The organism is Vibrio sp. (assembly GCF_050299255.1).
Classification (GTDB): Bacteria; Pseudomonadota; Gammaproteobacteria; order Enterobacterales; family Vibrionaceae; genus Vibrio.
Genome location: NZ_JBNKVP010000022.1, coordinates 26419 through 47250, shown reverse-complemented (window position 1 = coordinate 47250; position 20832 = coordinate 26419). Strand labels below are relative to the sequence as shown.

The window sequence follows — 20832 nt, the reverse complement described above, 5'->3', positions numbered from 1 at the left end:
AAACCGAAGTTTCGAATTTTGATTATCATCAACGAGTGCCCACACAGATTGATAGGTTTATATTGTTAAAGAGCGTTTTCTGTCGACTTAGAAGTAATTCCCGTGTCGTCAGGGGTGCGTATAATACGCTTCCCAAATTCGGAGTCAAGCGCTAATTTTATTTAATTCATGACTTCATCTTTCCTACACTTCGTGATTTATCTCTCACTCCGTGTCGGTGAGGCGGCATTATAGGGAGGCGATGAGGGAACACAAGCTTTTTCTGGCAAATATTTTCCAACCGCTCAAAAAAAGAGCAAAGCAGTTGAAATCGAATAAAATTTCAACATTTGAGACAAGTCACACCAATCGGTTGGAAAAACCACAATCATACACGTAATATCCAATGTATCTATTTTGTTAAAAGTAGGTACTTGTCTTTTAAATTGAATAAGTTGTATTCCAATATGAATTCTACCAAAACGATGTTACTGATTGTCACTGTGGCCGTTATAGGAGCATTTCTTTTCGCTCAGCTCGATTTAACCGCCGCGTTTGCTTTTATTGCTGGTGTTATTGCTACTTTTTTGGTTTTCACCTTTTCTTCAACTTCAGCACAAATCGAAAATGAAAACGGACTGGACTCCGATATCAATAATTCAACCAAAACTCTCTATGTAGGTAACTTGCCTTATAAAGCGAACGAAATGAACGTTAAAGAGCTGTTCGCTCAGTATGGTGAAGTGTTTGCCGTGCGTTTAATGAAAGATAAACGCACAGGTAAGAGACGAGGGTTTGGTTTTGTCGTTATGGCTGCGGGCGATGCCCAACCAGCAATAGAGGCACTGAACGAAAAAGAATATATGCAGAGAACGTTAAAAGTACGGATCGCCAACGACCCTAAACACCCTCAAGAGGATAGAGACGAACAGGATTAAATTCGAGTCCCGCTAGCATCTCATTCAGCGCTTCTTCCTGCCAGGGAGGAGCGCTGGCAAAAATTTGTCCGTTGCCGACAACGCTGTTCTGCTCCCCATTGATCGCCAGCAAGGATTTCACCCGGCGGGCAATTGCTTCTCCAGAATCGATTAACTGCACTTGTTGACCCAACACCGCCTGTATCTCAGCTTTTATCAGCGGGAAATGAGTACAACCCAGCACAGCGACATCTACTTTCTGCTTTAACGGCGTCAGTATTCCGTCCAGTTCAACCAGATCTATCGGTTTGCCACGCAACTTTTCTTCCGCCATATCCACCAGCCGGGTGGAACCAAGCATTTCGACATTCTTGTCCATTGCAAAATCGCGGATCAGATCTCTGGTATATTCACGAGTCACCGTTGCCGGTGTCGCGATCAGCCCCACCGCTTTATTGGCCAGAGACGATGCCGGTTTTATCGCAGGGACGACACCCACGACCGGGATGGTCAGTTTTTCCCTCAGCTTGGGTAGTACTATGGTACTGGCGGTGTTACAGGCGATCACCACCAGGTCAACCGGGTTTTGCTCCACCAGCCGCGTGATACAGCCAACGACTCTTGGGATCAGAACCTCTTGTGCCAGCTCACCATAGGGGTAAGCCTGGTTATCAAACATATAGATATAGTTAAGCCGCGGTAGCAACTTTTTGATTTCCTGATAGACAGACAAGCCGCCGACGCCAGAATCAAATATCAGTACGGTTTGGTTGGGTTGTTGTGACACTCTGAGGTTCCGTCAAAAATAACCCAGTGATCATAGCGGCTGTTTTTTATTTGGCAATCACTGTTGCATCATAGCGCAGGTGACTGAAACGCGGCCCTCGCTCCAACAGGCAATTGCTCAACGCCAATTGCCCGCTAAAACTCGGAGCAGACAGCACCAGGGTATGAAACTCGCCATTTTCGCCACAGGGGTCGACTCCGGCCGGTAATGCCGCAACCCAAGGCAGGTTATATTGCTGGCCACAGTTTTCAGCCAGCCGCGACTCTCCATCGCAAGTCACCACTACCGCCTCAATTCCGCGTTGAATAATCTCTTCTGCCAACGCCATACTGTCTTCCCCCATTAACGGAAACAGGCATTGCCAACCCGCCGGCTCGATGTAGCTACGTCGGTACTGGGCAATACCGTTGTGGAACATATCGCCAAACGCCACCAGCGAAAAATCCAGATTACTGCGACGTAACCCTTCCACAACCCGCTGTTGATAGACAGGATTAGATGGAAAAACCTCCGGGAGCACTATCTTAACTAACGGCAGGCCGATTAAATCAGCCTGCATCTCAACAACGTCTATCGGCGTTACCTGAAACGGTACCTCATCGGCGACATAAGTGGTAAATAGCCCGACTACCTGATAATCCGGGTCGGCATTCAGCCGCTCCAGCACCAAAGCCGAATCTTTACCACTGGACCAACTGATCATTACTTTGCGTTTCATCGACTCTCCTTGAGAAAAAACCGCCCGAAGGCGGTTAATTGTGATTAAAACTGATAACGACCGGTCAGCATAAAGCGGCGGCCATCGCCGGGGTAGTAAGCCCCCCAATTATTGGCGTTGGCGGCATATTTCTGATCAAACAGATTGTCGACTCGCAGACTGGCTGTCCAGGCCTGGCGGGTATAGTTCACCGCCAGGTTACCCAGCCAGTATGCCGGTAGCTTGGCGGCGCTGTTAGCGGTATCGCCATCTTTATAACGGCTGCCGGTATAGACCCCTTCAACAAACAGCTGCCAATGTTCACTGACATCGAAGTTGCTAAACAACCGGCCACTATGACGTGCCACCCAAGGCAGTTCCTTACCCTGATTAACGCCGTTGGTAAACTCAGCATCGATAAAACTGTACTCTGCCCCCAGCAGCCAGTCTTCCAGCAGGTACAGATCGCCGCTCCAGGTCGCCCCGCGGCGCTCTGACGACTCGGCATTGACATTGGCCCCCTGGAAGAAGCCACCAATCGGTGTCGGTGCGCTGGAGTCAAAGATGATTTCATCTTCCAGCGCCAACTGGAACAGATCCAGCTTTACGCTGTAGGACGGTTTCATCAGGCTCCAACCCGCTTCGATTGACCGTCCGGTTTGTGGTTTAAGTCCCCGAACTCCCGGTGACGTATAAGCCTGCTCATCGATCTTAGCAAAGCGGAAATTGGTATCGGCACGCAGATAAGCACGCTGCTCGGCATTGATCTTGTAGTTCAGGGCCGCTTCATAGGCATCTTTCGACGCGGTCAGCGTTTCACGGTTAGGATAGATAGCCATATCGTACAACCGATCTTCAACAGCGCTGTAGCGGCCACCTAAAGTCAGGGTCAGCTTTTCCAGCAACGGATAGTTGAACTGACTATATATACTGTAACTGGATTGATCATTATCTCGGTTACTAAAGCTGGCCAGATACTGGTGAGACCGGTCTGCCCCATCCAGACCAATTAGTAGGTTGCCAGCACCGCGTTGGTTATTGAAGCGGTTTTCTAGCTTCACCGCCCCTTCTAGCTGGCGGCTGGATTTTTTGGTGTCACTGCCGTAAGAGAGACCGGACGCGGTACTGCGGTCGTAAAATGCGCTGCTATCCAGCGACCAGCCCGCCTGCAACGGCTGCTTATAACCGATCCGCACCGCTTTGGTGATATCGTGTGAATAGTCGGTATTGCTTGGTGAACTGGCCTGACGCGGGTCTTGCTGGTATTGCTGCTCACTTAGCGAGCCAGCGTACTGGCGGTTGTTGTCGTAATAGCTGGCTTCAGTATAAAACTCGGTCAGGTCGCGCTGATAGCTTACTCGTCCCAGCAACACGCCCGTTTCACGGCGGTTGTGCTGGCGATAATTATCGCTGTTGTCCTGGCTGGCGCTCAGATAGAGACGCCAGTCATCGCTGATGTCCGTCGAAACACCGGCTGAACCAGCAAACGAATCATAGTTACCGGCACCAATCGACACATGGCCACGCTCACCCTGGCCGCTCTTGGTGATGATATTGATCACGCCGCCGACCGCCTGATCGCCATACAACACACCAGCACTGCCGGACAGAATTTCCACCCGCTCAATCTGGCTGATCAGAATCGAACTTAATTGAGGGCTACTTAAGTCCTGCTTATTCAGGCGGCGACCATCCAGCAGGATGAGAGTATTGTGACCGGCCTGCCCGCCGCTGAATCCGCGCATCGCAAAAACCGGGCCGCTGTTAGTATCGGAAATTTGAATCCCGGCGCGGCCACGTAACAAGCCACTTAAATCGGTGGCGCCGCTGGCGGCAATTTCATCGCTGGTCAGTACCACTACGTTGGCGGGTATATTTTCGATGCTGTTATTAAATTCACTGCGGCCAATCACCAGCATGGTTTCCTGGCTATCAGCCTGTGCGGCGTGTGAAAGTGAGGTATACGAAAGCAGCGATGCTACCGTCACCGCTAAGATAGATTTGTCCATTATGTTATCCTAAGTCGCGTAAGTCCTGCTGAGCGACACTGTCTGTGCCTTTACTCAGCCGGCTGGCAGGTCTTCGGACTCAAGAGCAGGGGGGTATTCTCCCACCTTCCACCCGACTTCCCATACCGGAGTACAGTGTCTGCTGAGTGGTCGTTCTCTCTTACCGCTGCGCGTCAGTTCTGGATTCGCACCAGATTCCCTATTAAGCCATCTAGATATCTAGCATGGCACCAGCTTGGCGCTCATCGTATTGACGACATGATGGTTTGTCCAGCCCAAATTGGCATAAGCTATAGTTTTATCAGCGCTTTGCCCTTATCAACTCAACGGCTTAACCAGACAAAATGGAACAAGACTGGACATAGCGCTGAGATTGAATAAAATCTGCGCTCTTTATAGATGCACCACAAAAGGTAAACCGATGGCTTCTCTTGATGTAAATCCACAGCACTACCAGCAACAGTTGGCGGAAAAGCGCGAACGTCTGACCACCATGTTCGCCGAGTTCAACGTGCCAGCGTTGGAAGTGTTTGAATCTCCAGAGCAGCATTACCGGATGCGGGCAGAATTTCGGGTCTGGCATGAAGGCGATGAGCTTTACTACATCATGTTTAATCAACAGACCCGTGAAAAATACCGGGTTGACCAGTTTCCGGCAGCCAGCCGCCTGATCAACGACTTAATGCCGTTGTTAATCGATGCCATGAAAGAGAGCCCGGTGTTACGGCGCAAACTGTTTCAGGTCGATTTTCTGTCTACCCTTAGCGGCGAAATACTGGTGTCACTGCTGTATCACCGCCAACTGGACCAAGAGTGGACCGAACAGGCGAAGGCACTCAAGCAGCGCCTCAATGATGAAGGGTTTAACCTCAATCTGATTGGCCGGGCGCGGAAAATGAAGGTTGTCCTCGACCGTGACTACGTAGTGGAAAAGCTCTCTGTAAACGGCGACAGCTATGTCTACCAACAGGTGGAAAACAGCTTTACCCAGCCCAACGGTAAAGTCGCTGAAAAAATGCTTGAGTGGGCAGTGGACTGTACTCAGGACAGCCAGGGTGATCTGCTGGAGCTGTACTGCGGTAACGGTAACTTTTCGCTGGCTCTGGCACAGAACTTTGACCGGGTACTGGCGACAGAGCTGGCCAAGCCTTCGGTCGACTCTGCCCAGTATAATATTGCCGCTAACCAAATCGACAACGTGCAGATCATTCGCATGTCTGCGGAAGAGTTTACCGAAGCGATGGAAGGTAAACGTGAGTTCCGCCGCCTCAAGCAGGCCAATATCGACCTTAGCAGCTATAACTGCAACACCATTTTTGTCGATCCACCGCGGGCCGGTATGGATGATGATACCTGTAAGATGGTTCAGGGTTACCAGCGTATTCTGTATATCTCCTGTAATCCGGATACGCTAAAACACAACCTGGCGATGTTAAGTGAAACCCACAAAGTGACCCGCTTTGCCCTGTTCGACCAGTTCCCCTATACCCACCACATGGAGGCGGGTGTGCTGCTGGAAAGAAAGTAATTATCCGTTGTACAAACAAAAAACGAGCCATCAAGGCTCGTTTTTTATTGGATCAGTTAGTTAATCATTGCGGCGACCGATAAAGCCCATCTTTTTGCCAATCCAGACCATCAATAGCAGCACAACGATAATGGCAAAGAAGTTGGACCCCGATTCCGGATACTGAGCTTTGATAAAAGCCGAATGACCAAAAGCGCCGACAAAGAAGCAGGCCAGTCCCACCAGAGGGATATCTTCCGATACCGGGTGGCGTAAATACTCCTGATACAGCGCCTGCAGTGCCAGCACTAACGCTATCAGAGGAAAAATGGAAAAGCTCACTTCACTCATGGTTAGCCAGGACAACAAAGCATCACCACACATACCGGCGACAATCGCCAAAATTAGAGTCTTTTTCTCTGAACCGCTATTCACGGAAATATTTTCATTCGACATCAGCTAGTCCCGCCTTTTACTTTATTTCGATCACGTTCTCTGCAATACAAATGCGCCCCTTTGGCGATCATTCGCAACTGAATAATCAGACGCTCTGCCAGTACTTCCCGCTCACGCCTGTCTAAGTCGAGTGCCTCCGCTCCGGAACTGAACACCAGGGTAACCGAAGCCTCCGCCTGAGCGTACGCCTCCTCCCGGCCAGTGCCACTACTGATCAAGTATTCGCTCAATTCAGCGACAAAATGTTGAATTTCCCGTGCCACCGCGGCACGAAATTCGAACGAGGTCCCAGACCGTTCCCGTAGCAGCAACCGAAACACGTTCGGACTGCTTTCGATGAACTCCATAAAGGTTTCCACCGAAGTGCGAATCACACTTCCTTCCTTGACAATTCGCTGTCGAGCCTGACGCATCAACTGTCGTAATAATAGACCACCTTCGTCAACCATGGTCAGCCCAAGCTCATCCATATCTTTGAAATGGCGATAAAATGAGGTGGGTGCAATACCAGCTTCACGGGCCACTTCTCGCAAACTCAGGTTGGAGAAACTGCGGTCAGCACTGAGTTGACGAAATGCCGCATCTATTAACGTCCGGCGTGTTCTCTCTTTTTGCTGTGCCCGAATGCCCATCGACTTCATTATTGCCTGCTGTTTCCATGTTAACTGTGCGGAAGGCTACTATAGCGCGAATCCTGCCAGGCGGTAAGCCATACCACCCAAGTCCGTTGCCGGTCAGTAAAACGGGGTTTACCATAAATTTCAATCTTAAAGATGTAAATTGGAGACCTGTCGCACCCGCTGAGCAATTTAGCAGCAACTGGCTAAGATGTCGTGATCGCCTCCACTGTCTGGTAGGCACACCATTTACCCGCCGGCAGTTTCGGTTAAAATATCGCAACAGCAATGTTAAGTATTTATAACAAGGAAAACCTATGACCAGCAGCAACCACTTTGATGTCATCGTAATCGGCAGTGGCCCCGGCGGCGAAGGGGCCGCGATGGGATTAACCAAAGCCGGACTCAACGTGGCGATCATCGAAAAAGAGAGCAGCGTCGGTGGTGGTTGCACCCACTGGGGTACTATCCCCTCAAAAGCACTGCGTCATGCGGTTAGCCGGATTATCGAATACAACAATAACCCGTTGTTTTGTCACAATAACACCAGCCTGCATGCGACTTTCTCGACCATCTTAGGTCATGCCAAATCGGTGATCGACAAACAGACTCGCCTACGGCAGGGTTTTTATGATCGCAACCAGTGTACGCTGATTTTTGGTACTGCTCGTTTTACCGACAGCAATAAGGTCACGGTCACCCAGCAGGATGGCACCGAGGAATTTTACAGTGCCGACAAATTCGTTATCGCCACCGGCTCGAGACCGTATCAGCCGAACGATGTCGATTTCCAACACGAGCGAATCTACGACAGCGATTCCATCCTCAGCCTCAAACATGACCCGCGCCACATTATTATCTATGGTGCCGGTGTGATCGGCTGTGAATATGCGTCAATCTTCCGCGGCCTGGGGGTGAAAACCGACCTAATCAACACTCGGGACCGACTGCTGGCATTCCTGGATAACGAAGTTTCCGACGCGCTGTCTTACCACTTCTGGAACAGTGGTGTAGTGATCCGGAACGATGAAACCTACGAGCGGATAGAGGGCACCGATGACGGCGTGATCGTTCACCTGCAGTCCGGCAAAAAGATGAAAGCCGATTGCCTGCTGTACGCCAACGGCCGCACCGGCAATACCGATAAGCTTAACCTGGAGGCAGTCGGGCTAGAGGCCGACTCCCGTGGCCAGGTTAAAGTCAACAGCAATTACCAGACTGAAGTGGATCATGTCTACGCGGTGGGTGATGTGATCGGGTATCCGAGTCTGGCCAGCGCCGCCTATGACCAGGGGCGCTTTGTCGCCCAGGCCATTACTCGCAGTGAAGTGCAGGGGTATCTGATCGATGACATCCCAACCGGCATCTACACCATTCCGGAAATCAGTTCCGTCGGTAAGACTGAGCAGGAGCTTACCGCCGCCAAAGTGCCTTATGAAGTAGGCCGCTCGTCATTCAAACACCTGGCCCGGGCGCAGATCTCCGGCAAAGACATCGGCAGCCTGAAAATCCTGTTCCACCGCGATACCAAAGAGATACTCGGCATCCATTGCTTTGGTGAGCGTGCCGCCGAAATTATTCACATCGGTCAGGCGATCATGGAGCAGAAAGGCGAAGCGAATACCATTGAGTACTTCGTCAACACCACTTTCAACTACCCGACCATGGCGGAAGCCTACCGGGTTGCCGCGCTGAATGGCCTGAACCGATTGTTCTAAAACCATATTCGGTACTTAATCAAACCGCAGCCTGGGCTGCGGTTTTTTATTTAGACAAATTCGCTCCGTTGCCACTGATAGCCGAACACCAGCGCCAGCGTCAGCCCCCGTACCGCCATAAAGGTCAGCATCGCTAGCCAGAGCGCGTGGTTTTGCCAGCCTGCCATGATAAAAAACACCAGGAAGAAGCTGGAAGTGGCAACGAACATGCAGTTTCTCATCTCCCGTCCTTTGGTCGCACCGATAAAAATACCGTCGAGCAAGAAACACCACATCGCCACCAGCGGCATCGCCACCAGCCAGGGCAGATATTCATCGGCCTGGCGCTGGACAGACGGGATGTCGGTGATCAAAGCGATCAGGCTGGATCCCTGCCAGGCAAATACCAGCGTTAGCGCCACGCAAATGATTAGGCTCCAGAACGTTGAACCGACCATGGCACTGCCGAGCTGTTCGCGGTCTTTGGCGCCGACCGCTTTGCCCACCATGGCTTCCATCGCATAGGCAAAGCCATCCATGCCATAGGAGATCATCATCAGAAAGCTCATCAGCACCGCATTGGCCGCCACCACCTGGTCACCATAGCTGGCACCCTGAAAAGTCATGAAACTGAACGCCGCCTGCAGGCACAACGATCGCAGAAAAATATCGCGGTTCAGCTTCAGCATTCGCCCGGCACCATGGCTGGCCTGGCCGATCAGGGATATCGGCGACGGCAGCTTGCTGGTGCGCCAGATACGCCAGACACACCATAAGCCAAAACTCATACCGAGATAATCGGCCAGCACCGACGCCAGGGCTACCCCTGCCACCTGCCAGTTAAAACCGACCACAAACAACAGATCCAACACGATATTGGCCAGGTTGGTAATGATCACCATCCACATCGGTGCCCGGGCATTCTGGGTGCCCAGCAGCCAACCCAGGATAACAAAGTTAGCCAGTGCCGCCGGCGCGCTCCAGACCCGGATGGCAAAATATTGCTGACCGTACTGTTTTACCTGTTCGCTGGCATCGGTGAGCATGAACACCCAGTCATTAAGCCAGGGATGCAGCAGCAAAAAGGTGACGGCCAGCGTGAGTGCCATCATGATGCCCTGGACAAACACCAGTGCCAGTTGACGTTGATTGCCTGAACCATAGCTTTGCGCGCACATACCCGTGGTGGCCATGCGCAAAAACCCCAGCAGCCAGAAAGTGACGCTGATCATGGTGCTGCCAAGCGCCACGCCCCCCAGATACCAGGCGTGTTCAAGGTGGCCGATCACCGCCGCATCCACCAGACCCAATAGCGGGATGGTGATGTTGGATAGCACCATAGGAATAGCGAGCAGCAGTACCCGCTTATGGATAGAAGCATCAGAAAGGATGGCTAGGATCGGCACGATGAGTCTCTTGTCAGTTTTTTTGCTGACCCGAGTGTAACCGGATCACCAGTTAAGCTGAACCAAAACTGGTGTAAGTCGATATTTTAATGCAGGAAACTTAGTGGCCCAGCGTTGCCACCATGCCAAACGTCGGCAGTCACGGTCGAAGGGGGCAAAACAACTGACTGCACGCGCCCAAGGCAGGCAGTCCAGTACGGTCTGAACCGGGTCGCTGACACCGTGAGCGTAGTGAGATGTCCCTAGCTTTCGACCGATAGGCTTATTGGCCAGATCACCCGCCAACACTAAGCAGGCACTGGCATGGACGAAATCCCGTCCCAGCGTCTGGATAAACTGACGCACCTGCTGAATGTCGCACTCGAGTAGTGCCGTCTCACAGACGATCATCACCGCCGCGTTGTCGGGAATGGTCACCTGTTCTAGCCAGCTAAAGTCATCCACACTGCCACATATCTGTTGGTACCGTTCACTGGGATGGAACAGCTTTTCACGCCACAACAGATTGCTGCTGATATCCAGTTCCAGCCAGTGACAGCGTCCGTTATCGAGCCGATAGAATCGGGTATCCAGCCGGGCACCGACGTTGATCACCCAGCCATCGGCGTGCTGGTGCAAAAAGTCAGCGATACGCTGATCGCACAGGGAGGTTAACGATGCCGTCAGTAGCTGCTGCTGTTTGAGCGCCGCCATGTCACAGTCCGGCGAATAATGGCAGCGGCGACAGGCGGAAGCCGCGATAGGGTCATACAACAAACCATCATTCACCAAGCTTTCCTGACCACGTAGCCAAAGTGGCTGCATCAGATGCTCGGGGACCTCCCAGGCGGATGAATCAGGCTGGTTGAGTTTGCTGTTCGATTGCGGACCGGTCATTATCATCTCCTTTTATGACAAGAAGATGATAATGAATATCAATTAGATTGGCAAGTAATTGCGAATTAATCTCAACAAGTTACATCCAATCGGTGTTACGAATGATGCCGACCGCCAACCCTTCAATCGCCATATGTTGGCTGGTCAGATCAACCTTGATCGGAGCAAACTCACTATTCTCTGCATGCAGCAACACTGTTGAACCTTTTCTCTCCAGACGCTTCACCGTAACATCGTCATCAACCCTTGCGACCACGACCTGGCCATCACGGACATCCTGAGTTTTATGCACCGCCAGCAGATCGCCATCCATGATACCGATGTCTTTCATACTTTCACCATGCACACGCAGCAGAAAATCGGCTTGCGGTTTAAACATGGCAGGATCCACCTGATAGTGCGTCTCGACATGTTCCTGTGCCAGGATAGGTTCACCGGCGGCTACCTGACCGATCAGCGGCAAGCCGTGCTCTTCCTCATTGGCGGAATCATCCAGCAGAATTCGCAGACCGCGAGACGCTCCCGGAACAATCTCAATCACTTGCTTACGCGCCAACGCTTTGAGGTGTTCTTCAGCAGCATTGGCGGAACGAAATCCCAACTCGCGGGCAATTTCCGCGCGGGTGGGTGGCATACCAGATTCTTCGATCTTGGCTTTGATCAGATCGAATACCTGTTGTTGGCGTGGCGTTAAAGGCTTCATAAGGCACCTGTCTTTTTATACAGTTAACTGTGAGTATATCCAGTAATTTGTCTATTGCCAAGCCAATTGACTGTTTTTTCGCTGCCAGGAAAAAAGTGACTCATGCGTCGATTAAGCTGCTGAAGGATAAGCTTTATCTCATTAGCGATGCACAGCGATGAAATTTCAACCCGGATGTTTAACTCACCCTGTTCAGCGCCCGTCTTATGGGCTAATAGTAATATTGGTGAGTTTGAAACCGGGCTATTCCCCCATGACAGAACTGCGGCGAATTTTAATTAAAAGGTTGGACCAGTTTCTGGTATCCTTGCCGCTAAAAATTTCACTCAGATCCCGCATCGTTCGCGTCACTGTCGAACTGGGGTCTTTGCAAGCTAATATTTGAGGTCTCGACCTTTATGTCTACAGGACTTACGTTTACTCAGTCGCTGCTTAAGCTTCCTTTGTCGCTGCTGGTCAAGGGAGCCACGATTCCGTCTAATCCGATTGACGATCTGGACATCGACCTCGACAAGCCGATTGTCTATGCCCTACCGTTTCGTTCTGGCGTCGATCTGCTTACCCTGCAGCGCCAGGTTGTATCCCTTGGATTACCTGATCCACTCGCCCCGCTGGAAGTGCACGGCAAGCAGTTTAAACGCTATGTATTTACTTCCGCACGGCCCACTCTGGTACAGGATGATCAGCAGATCCCGAGCGCATCCATCCGCCAGTTTTCTGAATTGCTCCAGCTCCACCGGGATGACAGTCAACTGGATGTTCAGGTGATCCCGGCGACTGTGCTGTGGGGACGTAAACCCGGCAAAGAAGGCAGAACCCGCCCGTATCTGGAAGCGATGAACGGGCTGCAGAAAACGCTGGCGGTGTTAGTGGCTGGTCGCGATTGCATGGTAAGGATCAGTCCGGTGGTATCACTGCGTTATATGGCGGATTCCCATGGCACTGATCACTCCATCGCCCATAAACTGGCCCGGGTAGCCCGCATCCATTTTTCCCGGCAAAAACTGGCGGCATCCGGCCCCAGCCTGCCGGACAGAGAAGCATTGTTCCGTCGGCTGCTGCAGTCCGAAGTGATCCAGCAAGCGATAGAAGATGAAAGCAAAAGCAATAATATCTCGACCGATAAGGCGCGGCAGAACGCCCACGCCATCCTGGATGAGATCGCCGCCGATTTCTCCTATTCGCTGATCAAAAACGGGGAACGACTGCTCGGCTGGCTATGGAACCGTATCTATCAGGGGCTGAATATTCACAATGCCGCCACGGTGCGCAAACTGGCGCAAGACGGCCATGAAATCGTCTATGTGCCCTGCCACCGCAGTCATATGGACTACCTGCTGCTCTCTTATGTGCTCTACCGCGAAGGCCTGGTACCGCCCCATATTGCCGCCGGCATCAATCTGAACTTTTTCCCGGCCGGACCAATTTTCCGCCGCGGCGGCGCATTTTTTATTCGCCGCAGCTTCAAAGGCAATAAACTCTATTCGACGATTTTCCGCGAATACCTGGCAGAGCTGTTCAGCAAAGGCTATTCGGTGGAGTACTTCAGTGAAGGCGGGCGTTCTCGCACCGGTCGCCTGTTGCCCGCCAAAACCGGCATGCTGGCGATGACCATCCAGGCGATGCTGCGCGGGCTGAACCGTCCGGTCACTCTGGTGCCTGTCTATATCGGCTACGAACATGTGATGGAAGTGGCCACTTATGCCAAAGAGCTGCGTGGCAAACGCAAAGAAAAAGAGAATGCCGGTCTGGTGCTGCGCACCATTCGCAAACTGCGCAATTTTGGCCAGGGCTATGTCAACTTTGGCGAACCCATCTCGCTCAATCAGTACCTGAATGAGCAGGCCCCCGAATGGACCCAGGATATCGACCCGCTCGGAGCTAGCCGCCCGCAGTGGCTCAGCCCGGTAGTCAATCAACTGGCCAACAAAATGATGACTCACATCAACGATGCCGCCGCCACCAACGCTCTGACGCTGTGTGCCACCGCGCTGCTGGCGTCCCGGCAGCGGGCGTTATCGCGCGACAGCCTGATCAAACAGATCGACTGTTACCTGTCACTGCTAAGTAACGTGCCCTATTCCAGCACCTATACCCTGCCGGAGCAGAACGCCGAACAGCTGGTACAGCACGCGGAATCGCTGGATAAGTTTGTGATCGAAACCGATAGTATGGGCGATATCGTCTCTCTGGATCGCAATCAGTCGATCCTGATGACCTACTATCGCAACAACATCATTCATCTGCTGGCGATCCCATCGCTGATTGCTCAGTTACTGATCCGCCAGCAGCAGCTCACGCAACCGCAGCTGCAGCAGCAGGTAGCGATGATCTATCCATTCTTGCAGCGGGAGCTGTTTTTGAGCATCGAACCCGAACAATTGGCTGATAAAGTGCAGGCTTATCTGGATGAGCTGCAGCGCCAGGAGCTGCTGACCCAGAACGAACAAGGTGTGGCGATCAACCAGGCCAACACTCAGCGGCTGATGCTGCTTGGCCGTACCATCAGTGAAACCTTGCAGCGCTATGCGATTGCGGTCAACCTGCTGGTCGACAATCCTGAACTGGGTAAGTTAGACCTGGAGCAGAAAAGTCAGGGCATTGCCCAGCGGCTGGGGCGGCTGCACGGCATTAACGCGCCGGAATTCTTTGATAAAGGGGTATTCTCCGCCATGTTCAGCACCTTAAAACAGCAGGCTTACCTGGACGTCAATGGCGACTGTGAAGTGGAAAAATGTCGTCAGCTGGCTCAGCTGCTCTACACCAGCATCTACCCGGAAGTGCGTCTGACTATCCAGGAAAGTGTGTTTCAGAGCCAGTAAGCTCACTGACCTATCAGCAAAACTAAAAAGGCATCCAAACGGATGCCTTTTTTCCCCTGCCAATAGCTAGCTGGTGTTACCACAGCGCCACCAGTAACCCCAGCGTAATCACCATGCCGACATAGTTGTTATTCAGAAAGGCCTGAAAGCAGGCTTCGCGCTGACGATGACGGATCAACTGCTGCTGATAAACAAACAGCGCCCCCACACCCAACAGGCTCCAGTAATAACTGCTGCCAAGTTGATACCAGTCGCCGAGCTGCATCAGCAGCACTAAGGTCAGCAGTTGCAGGACACCGATGATCAGTTTGTCAAAACGGCCAAACAAGATCGCGGTAGATTTGACCCCGATGGTCAGATCGTCATCCCGGTCAACCATAGCGTACTGGGTGTCATAAGCGATGGTCCATAAGCCATTAATAACAAATAGCAGCCATACGGTTGGCGGCAGTTCATTGGCCTGAGCCGCCCAGGCCATCGGAATTGCCCAACTGAACGCCAGGCCAAGAAACAGCTGTGGCAAATGCGTGAATCGCTTCATAAACGGATAGATGAACGCCAAGCCGATGCCGATAAAAGAGAGCTGAACCGTCAGCGGGTTCATGGTCAACACCAGCAGAAAAGACGCCAGCGCCAGCACAACGAATAAGCTCACCGCTTCCCGGGCGCTGACCAGCCCGGCCGGGATCGGCCGCTGCTGGGTACGTTTAACGTGGCCATCGACATTTCTGTCAGCAAAATCATTGATCACGCAACCGGCTGAACGCATCAGTACCACCCCGGCGACAAACACCAACAGCACATCGAGCTCGGGAATACCTTCCGCAGCCAGCAGCAACGCCCACAACGTTGGCCATAACAGCAGCAGGGAGCCAATCGGTCGATCCATCCGCATCAGTTGCCAGTAAGCACGGGCTTTTACGTTAGTCATTCACCTTCTCCTTGGCGTAAATCGGTGCATGCGGCAAAAACAGCTCTGCGACCAGCATAGGTTTGTGATTCATCCACAAGCGGGAGCGACGGGCCAACAGGCGGCCCTGCTCACAGTCTATCCAGCCCACCTGCATTGCGTCTCTGGTGACGTTCTCGGCACTGAATACCGTCAGACCAAGCGGGATCTCCCCCTGCTGAGCCAGATCATACGGCTGGTCGAGCAGCGAAGAGCGTGGGATCAGGGTTCGTCCCAATACCCAAGCGTGCAGGTCACCGCTTAATACCACTTTCCGCAGTAAGCACGATTCCGCACTGAGCAGCTCAATCTCCTGCTGATCCAACTGCGCAGCAGGTATCTCGCCATTATGTAACAGATCGACACTCAAGGTCTGGCAGTGCCGCTCCAACAGCCGGGACAGAGAGCCGGGTTCCAGTAGCCACAGGCGTGCTTTTTCGCTCGGAAAGTCGAACTCTTCCGGCCGTTGCCAAATGACTTGTCGTAAAGCCGTGAGATAGGTCGAAGTTAATTGATTCATACTAGTATTCAATAAGCCACTGTATCGTCGTACAATAAAGCTACAGTCTCGGTAATTACCGTCGGCTTAACCGCGTTGTTGATACATATTGATGCTCTATTGTAACAAGTCTCAGCCGATTCGAGTATCGCCAATAAAACAAAGAAAAGTTAGAAATATGCTTAAACGTTATGTAGTGCAAATATTGATCGTCCTGAGTAGCTTGCTCGCCCTGCCGGTTATAGCTGAGCAAGAAGATGTGCCTAAACTGGCTTACTTCACTCTGGAGCCGGATTTAACCACCAACTTCTATACCAAAGGCAGTAAACTGGGTTACATCCAGGTCAGAATCGACATTATGGTCGCCAGCCCGGCCGACTTGCCGGTGGTCGAACTGCATCAGCCGCTGATCCGCGATGCGGTGATCGAACTGCTCGGTCAGCAATCGGAAGACACCATCAAATCGCTGGCGGGAAGAGAAGATTTACGCAAAACTCTGGTTGAGCAGCTTAACGCTATCCTGATCCCGGAGACGGGCAAAACCATTATTGCCGACCTGCTGTTTACTAAGTATCTGTACCAGTAAATATTAAACGGTCTAAAAATAAGCGGCTCAGGCCGCTTATTTTGCTTGTAGTGGCGTCAGTGACCACCAGCTGGTCAGCGACGCTGATATTTTGCTTTGCTGGCATCCAACAGCGCCAGTATCAGCCCGGAGCCAAAACCAACCAAGTGGGCGGTATTGGCAATCGCCATGTACGGCTGCACAAACCCTAGCACCATCCACACCAGCATAAACACCAGTATCGGTTTGGGTATGCCGAGACCAAGCTGCGGCGCCCGCACGCCGATCAACCACAGATAGCCGACCAGTGCATACACCACTCCGGATAAACCACCAAAATTGGCGCCTTCAACCCAAAACTGTCCCGCGCCGGACAGGGCGGCGGAGACCAGCATTATCTGCAGCAATTTCGCCGGGCCAAGCCGCTTTTCCACATCACCACCCAGTTGCCACCACCAGAGTAGATTAAACACAATGTGCAGCACGCTAAAATGCAATAGCGCATGAGTCACCCAGCGCCACAGCTGCCACTGCTGGCTTGCCACGGCGGGGAAATGGAGCAAATTAAATACCGGATCGGCCATACCAGCGATAAACAGCACGAACACCAGCAGGCAGATAACCATCACAGAAAGGGTTACCGGGCCCGCTTTGGCTTTCAGCAAGCTGAGCATACTGGGCGAATGATAGGCAAACTTTTGCTGACGTGTCTCGGCCAGCTCCCAGGACGCGGCCTGATAGCGCGGCGCCAGTGGATCCTGAATAAACCGCTGCCACTCCGCTTCGACTTGCATTTGGTGCTCTTCGCTTAGCAACCAAAGCGCAAACTGTCCCTCGCCTTCAGGCATCATCGCCACCTCGACACCCTGGCTGGCCATATAGTCGATAAAGGCTTGCGCCATTCTTGGATTATTGATGCTGGCTAAGCGTAACATAACGATTCCTAGTGATTGTCGACCGGCAAGTTGGCCCGCTGCCAGGCTTCAAACCCACCATCCACACTGTACACCTGCTCAAACCCCTGGTTGACCAGATACTGCGCCGCACCCTGACTGCTGATACCGTGATAGCACATTACCAACACAGGTTGATCGAATTCGACCTGATCCATAAAACTCACCAGACTATCGTTGGTCAGGTGGAAGGCCGATTGGGCATGAGCCAGGGCATAAGATTGCGGATCGCGGATATCCACCAGCGCCGCCTGCTGTTGTTCGATCAGGTTTAATGCGCCCTGCACATCGATTTGTTTAAACTGCGCCATCTGTCATTTTTCTCTCTCAATGATTTGCCGTCATTGTAACCTATCCATAGCCAGACAAGTACACGGTGTGTGTAAGGTTATCCACTCCTGTTTACTTTACCACCATTTGTGGATAATTCTGTGGATTACGTTGATAAAGTGTTCTGTGATAAATAGATCCACAAGATGTAGTAATGATCTTTATTTTTCTGTGTGTAATTCTGCACATATCCCCAGTGAAAAAGTCGCTCTGATGCCAGTATTTACCCCGCTTGCTGACAGTTGGCAAAGAAATTTACCACAGAGTTACCCACAGGCTAGTGGCACTGAGAGATCCCGCTTTCGATCAGGCATAAAAAAACCGAGATCATCTGATCTCGGTTTTTTCAATCTTACGTTAGACGCTTACGGTCAGAGTTCGCCGACCGCCAGCTTAAGCTTTTTCATTGCGTTTTTTTCCAACTGGCGAATTCGCTCTGCAGAAACGCCATATTTATCGGCCAGATCCTGTAAGGTCGCTTTGCTGTCCTGCAACCAGCGCGAGCGGACGATATGCTGGCTGCGATCATCCAGGCTGGCCAGGGCTAAACCCAGACGGTTGTTGGTATGCGCTTCCCAGTTGGCCGCTTCGACATTGTCTGCGACATCTGAATGCTTATCTTCCAGATACAATACCGGCGCTGAATAAGAGCTGTTGCCCTCATCGTCGTCACTCGGCATGTCAAAAGTGGCATCTTGTGCCGCCAGTCGGGATTCCATCTCGCGCACTTCTGCCGGCTCTACACCTAACTCACGTGCGACGGTTTCAACTTCACCGTTACTGAACCAACCGAGACGTTTTTTAGACTTACGCAGATTAAAGAACAATTTACGCTGTGCTTTGGTGGTGGCGATTTTCACAATCCGCCAGTTACGCAGCACATATTCATGAATTTCAGCTTTGATCCAGTGCACGGCAAACGACACCAGTCGCACACCCACTTCGGGGTTAAAGCGTTTCACCGCTTTCATCAAGCCGATATTGCCTTCCTGAACCAGGTCGGCCATTGGTAAGCCGTAACCGGAATAACCGCGCGCCACATGCACAACGAAACGCAAATGCGACAGAATCAAGCCTTTCGCTGCATCAATTTCACCTTGATAATGCAAACGTTCAGCCAGTTCACGCTCCTCATCAGCGGTCAGCATTGGGTAGCTGTTCACTGAACGGATATAGCTGTCTAAGCTATCTTGTGTTACGACTGTCATTGGATATGCTTGGTTAGTCATTCATTTCCTCATCATGTCTGATCTGGAGTCTGGTTAACCCATCAATTCTGTACTGAATTTAATCAACTTGCAAGCTGAAGGGGGGACTCATTATCCACAACCACAGCAGCAGTACAAGGCTATCCGTATAAGAATGCGGGGGCTTTTTTCATTTGTATGACCACATCACATCAGACAGGTTCAATTTCATCCAGATGGCGCTTGGCCGACAGCCTGGCAGCCAGGCAGCCAAGCAGGGTGCCGAGCATGACGAGCAGTAAGGACTCGTCCCAGTTGAGGCCAATCAGGCGAAACGGACTATCGTATAACTGCGCCAGTTGTGCAACGCTGCCGTTCAGCAATACCGTGATCAGCGCGGTCAGTACCCAGGCAGTGATGCTGCCCAAAACGCCAAACCACATGCCGGAGTATAGGTAAGGACGCAGAATAAAACTGTCAGTGGCGCCGATCAGTTTCATAGTCTGGATCTCATCTTTGTTGGCCTGGACATTAAAGCGCAGTGTATTGCCCACAATCAGAAACACCGCGGTCAGCATCAGTGCTGATAACACGGCCACCACCAGCGTCACCAGGTTGCGCAGCGCATCGAGACGGCTAATCCAGTCCTCATCCAGACGAACATCGCTAATATCCTGCTCCTGCTGCATTTGCTGCGCCAGCGCGGTGATCTTCGCTTGCTCGCTGCTCGCCGGGGTAATCACCAGCACTCCGGGCAGGGAATAATCGTCCAAAAGACTCAGAGCCTGATCAAAACCGGAAAAGCGGCTCAGGTCGTCCAGACCTTGTTGGGGGGAAATGTATACAACTTGCGCTACCTCAGGTAACGATTCCAGTTGATCTTTTAACACCATTACCCGGGCTTCCGGCACCTGCTCATTCAGGTAGCCACTCACCTGGGCGGGTTGTGTAAAGTCCTGCGACACGGCGGCAACATTCTTGCCGAGCAGGTACAGGCAGGCTGGCATCGCCAGCGCCATCGAGATCACCGCCAGCGTCAATAAATTACCCAGCGGACGAACCCACAGCGCGGTAAAGGCAGCTTTGGCCTGCTTGATATGCACGGTAATAAAGCTGTCGGTTTTGACCTTGTGTTTGCTGCGATTTTGGGTCGACTTTTTCTGCACCCGTGCGTTAGCGGCCATAATCTTCCACCTCGCTCAAAAATCCCTGGTTCAGCTCCAGATGGCGATACTGAGGACGGGTATTGACCAGACCAATATCATGGGTCGCCAATAAAATGGTCACCCCGGCGCGGTTAAACTCTTCGAACAGGCGCAATACCCGGTTGGACAGTTCCGGGTCCAGATTACCGGTTGGCTCATCGGCCAGCAGCAGGGTTGGCCGGTTGACCACTGCCCGGGCAATCCCGACTCGCTGCTGTTCCCCACCTGACAGCTGGCTGGGCAGACAACGGGCCTTATCCAACAGCTCGGTTTTATCCAGCGCCGCCGACACGCGGCGCTTGATTTCATTTTCAGCGATCGACTCTATTCGCATCGGCAGGGCGACGTTGTCGTAAACCGTCCGGTCCATCAGCAGACGATGGTCCTGAAAGACGATGCCGATATTACGCCGCAATAGCGGGATATCTTTGTTGGGAATACGGGTGATGTCGTGACCATTAAACCAGATCTGGCCGTCCGTCGGCCGCTCAATGGCACAAATCAATTTCAACAAGGTACTCTTACCGGCACCGGAATGACCGCCGAGAAACGCCATTTCACCTCTGCGTAAATGAAAATCGACTTTCTGCAGCGCCTGGCGGCCGCCTCGATACGCCTTACTGACATGCTGAAATTTAATCACCCGTCAAACTCTCCTAATCCCAGGCTGG

At 52.1% G+C, this 20832-nt stretch carries 20 protein-coding genes and 1 riboswitch; of the genes, 5 read left to right on the top strand and 15 right to left on the bottom strand.

The annotated features are described in order from the left end of the window. Positions 1-446: 446 nt before the first annotated feature. Entirely contained in the window at positions 447-917 is a 471-nt protein-coding gene (locus ACQY6F_RS08575; protein WP_428773656.1) for an RNA recognition motif domain-containing protein, read from the top strand. Here ACQY6F_RS08575 and murI read toward each other — a convergent pair. From murI to ACQY6F_RS08560, 3 genes are read right to left on the bottom strand one after another with little or no spacing between them, the layout of a single operon-like run. Then, complete coding sequence (gene murI / locus ACQY6F_RS08570; RefSeq protein WP_428773654.1) at positions 880-1683, bottom strand: glutamate racemase; 804 nt, start codon at positions 1681-1683, stop codon at positions 880-882. The two genes, ACQY6F_RS08575 and murI, sit on opposite strands and share 38 nt — an antisense overlap. A 46-nt stretch (positions 1684-1729) precedes the next feature. Continuing rightward, positions 1730-2401, bottom strand: a complete 672-nt coding sequence (locus ACQY6F_RS08565; RefSeq protein ID WP_428773652.1) for an ATPase — start codon at positions 2399-2401, stop codon at positions 1730-1732. 44 nt (positions 2402-2445) lie between these two features. Further along, on the bottom strand, positions 2446-4389 hold the full coding sequence (locus ACQY6F_RS08560; protein ID WP_428773650.1) for a TonB-dependent receptor: 1944 nt from the start codon (positions 4387-4389) through the stop codon (positions 2446-2448). Positions 4390-4436: 47 nt separating this feature from the next. Then, positions 4437-4639: riboswitch (cobalamin riboswitch) on the bottom strand. Positions 4640-4810: 171 nt separating this feature from the next. Between ACQY6F_RS08560 and trmA the strand changes: the two genes are divergently transcribed. After that, positions 4811-5917 (top strand): tRNA (uridine(54)-C5)-methyltransferase TrmA, encoded by a 1107-nt coding sequence (gene trmA / locus ACQY6F_RS08555; protein WP_428773648.1) that lies wholly within the window; start codon positions 4811-4813, stop codon positions 5915-5917. A 60-nt stretch (positions 5918-5977) separates the two neighbouring features. Here the strand turns inward: trmA and ACQY6F_RS08550 are convergent, their stop codons facing one another. After that, positions 5978-6352: a YijD family membrane protein gene (locus ACQY6F_RS08550; protein WP_428773646.1), complete on the bottom strand. Its 375-nt coding sequence runs from the start codon at positions 6350-6352 to the stop codon at positions 5978-5980. After that, complete coding sequence (gene fabR / locus ACQY6F_RS08545) at positions 6352-6993, bottom strand: HTH-type transcriptional repressor FabR (protein ID WP_428773645.1); 642 nt, start codon at positions 6991-6993, stop codon at positions 6352-6354. Before fabR ends, ACQY6F_RS08550 begins: the two co-directional genes overlap by 1 nt. Before the next feature lie 293 nt (positions 6994-7286). On the opposite strand from fabR, the gene sthA reads away from it, so the two are divergent. After that, positions 7287-8687: a Si-specific NAD(P)(+) transhydrogenase gene (gene sthA, locus ACQY6F_RS08540; protein ID WP_428773643.1), complete on the top strand. Its 1401-nt coding sequence runs from the start codon at positions 7287-7289 to the stop codon at positions 8685-8687. 50 nt (positions 8688-8737) lie between these two features. On the opposite strand, the gene dinF is transcribed toward sthA, so the two are convergent. The 3 genes from dinF to lexA all read right to left on the bottom strand — a co-directional run bounded on the left by dinF (position 8738) and on the right by lexA (position 11651). Beyond that, positions 8738-10072 (bottom strand): MATE family efflux transporter DinF, encoded by a 1335-nt coding sequence (gene dinF, locus ACQY6F_RS08535; RefSeq protein WP_428773641.1) that lies wholly within the window; start codon positions 10070-10072, stop codon positions 8738-8740. Between the two features lie 45 nt (positions 10073-10117). Beyond that, complete coding sequence (locus ACQY6F_RS08530; protein WP_428773639.1) at positions 10118-10948, bottom strand: class I SAM-dependent methyltransferase; 831 nt, start codon at positions 10946-10948, stop codon at positions 10118-10120. A 79-nt stretch (positions 10949-11027) separates the two neighbouring features. Then, positions 11028-11651: a transcriptional repressor LexA gene (lexA, locus tag ACQY6F_RS08525; RefSeq protein WP_428773637.1), complete on the bottom strand. Its 624-nt coding sequence runs from the start codon at positions 11649-11651 to the stop codon at positions 11028-11030. 398 nt (positions 11652-12049) lie between these two features. Here lexA and plsB point away from each other — a divergent pair, with 398 nt between their 5' ends. Next, entirely contained in the window at positions 12050-14473 is a 2424-nt protein-coding gene (gene plsB / locus ACQY6F_RS08520; protein WP_428773636.1) for a glycerol-3-phosphate 1-O-acyltransferase PlsB, read from the top strand. Between the two features lie 76 nt (positions 14474-14549). On the opposite strand, the gene ubiA is transcribed toward plsB, so the two are convergent. Together ubiA and ACQY6F_RS08510 are read right to left on the bottom strand one after the other, a co-directional pair. After that, positions 14550-15404, bottom strand: a complete 855-nt coding sequence (gene ubiA / locus ACQY6F_RS08515; RefSeq protein WP_428773635.1) for a 4-hydroxybenzoate octaprenyltransferase — start codon at positions 15402-15404, stop codon at positions 14550-14552. Then, on the bottom strand, positions 15397-15942 hold the full coding sequence (locus tag ACQY6F_RS08510; RefSeq protein ID WP_428773633.1) for a chorismate lyase: 546 nt from the start codon (positions 15940-15942) through the stop codon (positions 15397-15399). The genes ubiA and ACQY6F_RS08510 overlap by 8 nt, the downstream gene beginning before the upstream one ends. A gap of 157 nt (positions 15943-16099) precedes the next feature. Between ACQY6F_RS08510 and ACQY6F_RS08505 the strand changes: the two genes are divergently transcribed. Beyond that, a complete protein-coding gene (locus ACQY6F_RS08505) occupies positions 16100-16507 on the top strand; it encodes a flagellar basal body-associated protein FliL (protein ID WP_428773632.1) in 408 nt (135 codons plus the stop codon). A 74-nt stretch (positions 16508-16581) separates the two neighbouring features. Here the strand turns inward: ACQY6F_RS08505 and glpG are convergent, their stop codons facing one another. The 5 genes from glpG to ftsE all read right to left on the bottom strand — a co-directional run bounded on the left by glpG (position 16582) and on the right by ftsE (position 20804). Beyond that, positions 16582-17421 carry a rhomboid family intramembrane serine protease GlpG gene (gene glpG, locus ACQY6F_RS08500; protein ID WP_428773631.1) on the bottom strand — a complete coding sequence of 280 codons (840 nt, stop codon included), beginning with the start codon at positions 17419-17421 and terminating at the stop codon, positions 16582-16584. An 8-nt stretch (positions 17422-17429) separates the two neighbouring features. Continuing rightward, complete coding sequence (glpE, locus tag ACQY6F_RS08495; RefSeq protein ID WP_428773629.1) at positions 17430-17750, bottom strand: thiosulfate sulfurtransferase GlpE; 321 nt, start codon at positions 17748-17750, stop codon at positions 17430-17432. A gap of 390 nt (positions 17751-18140) precedes the next feature. Further along, positions 18141-18998, bottom strand: a complete 858-nt coding sequence (gene rpoH / locus ACQY6F_RS08490) for an RNA polymerase sigma factor RpoH (protein WP_428773628.1) — start codon at positions 18996-18998, stop codon at positions 18141-18143. 170 nt (positions 18999-19168) lie between these two features. Further along, on the bottom strand, positions 19169-20140 hold the full coding sequence (ftsX, locus tag ACQY6F_RS08485) for a permease-like cell division protein FtsX (protein WP_428773627.1): 972 nt from the start codon (positions 20138-20140) through the stop codon (positions 19169-19171). Next, a complete protein-coding gene (gene ftsE, locus ACQY6F_RS08480) occupies positions 20130-20804 on the bottom strand; it encodes a cell division ATP-binding protein FtsE (RefSeq protein ID WP_428773626.1) in 675 nt (224 codons plus the stop codon). Before ftsE ends, ftsX begins: the two co-directional genes overlap by 11 nt. Between the last annotated feature and the right edge of the window lie 28 nt (positions 20805-20832).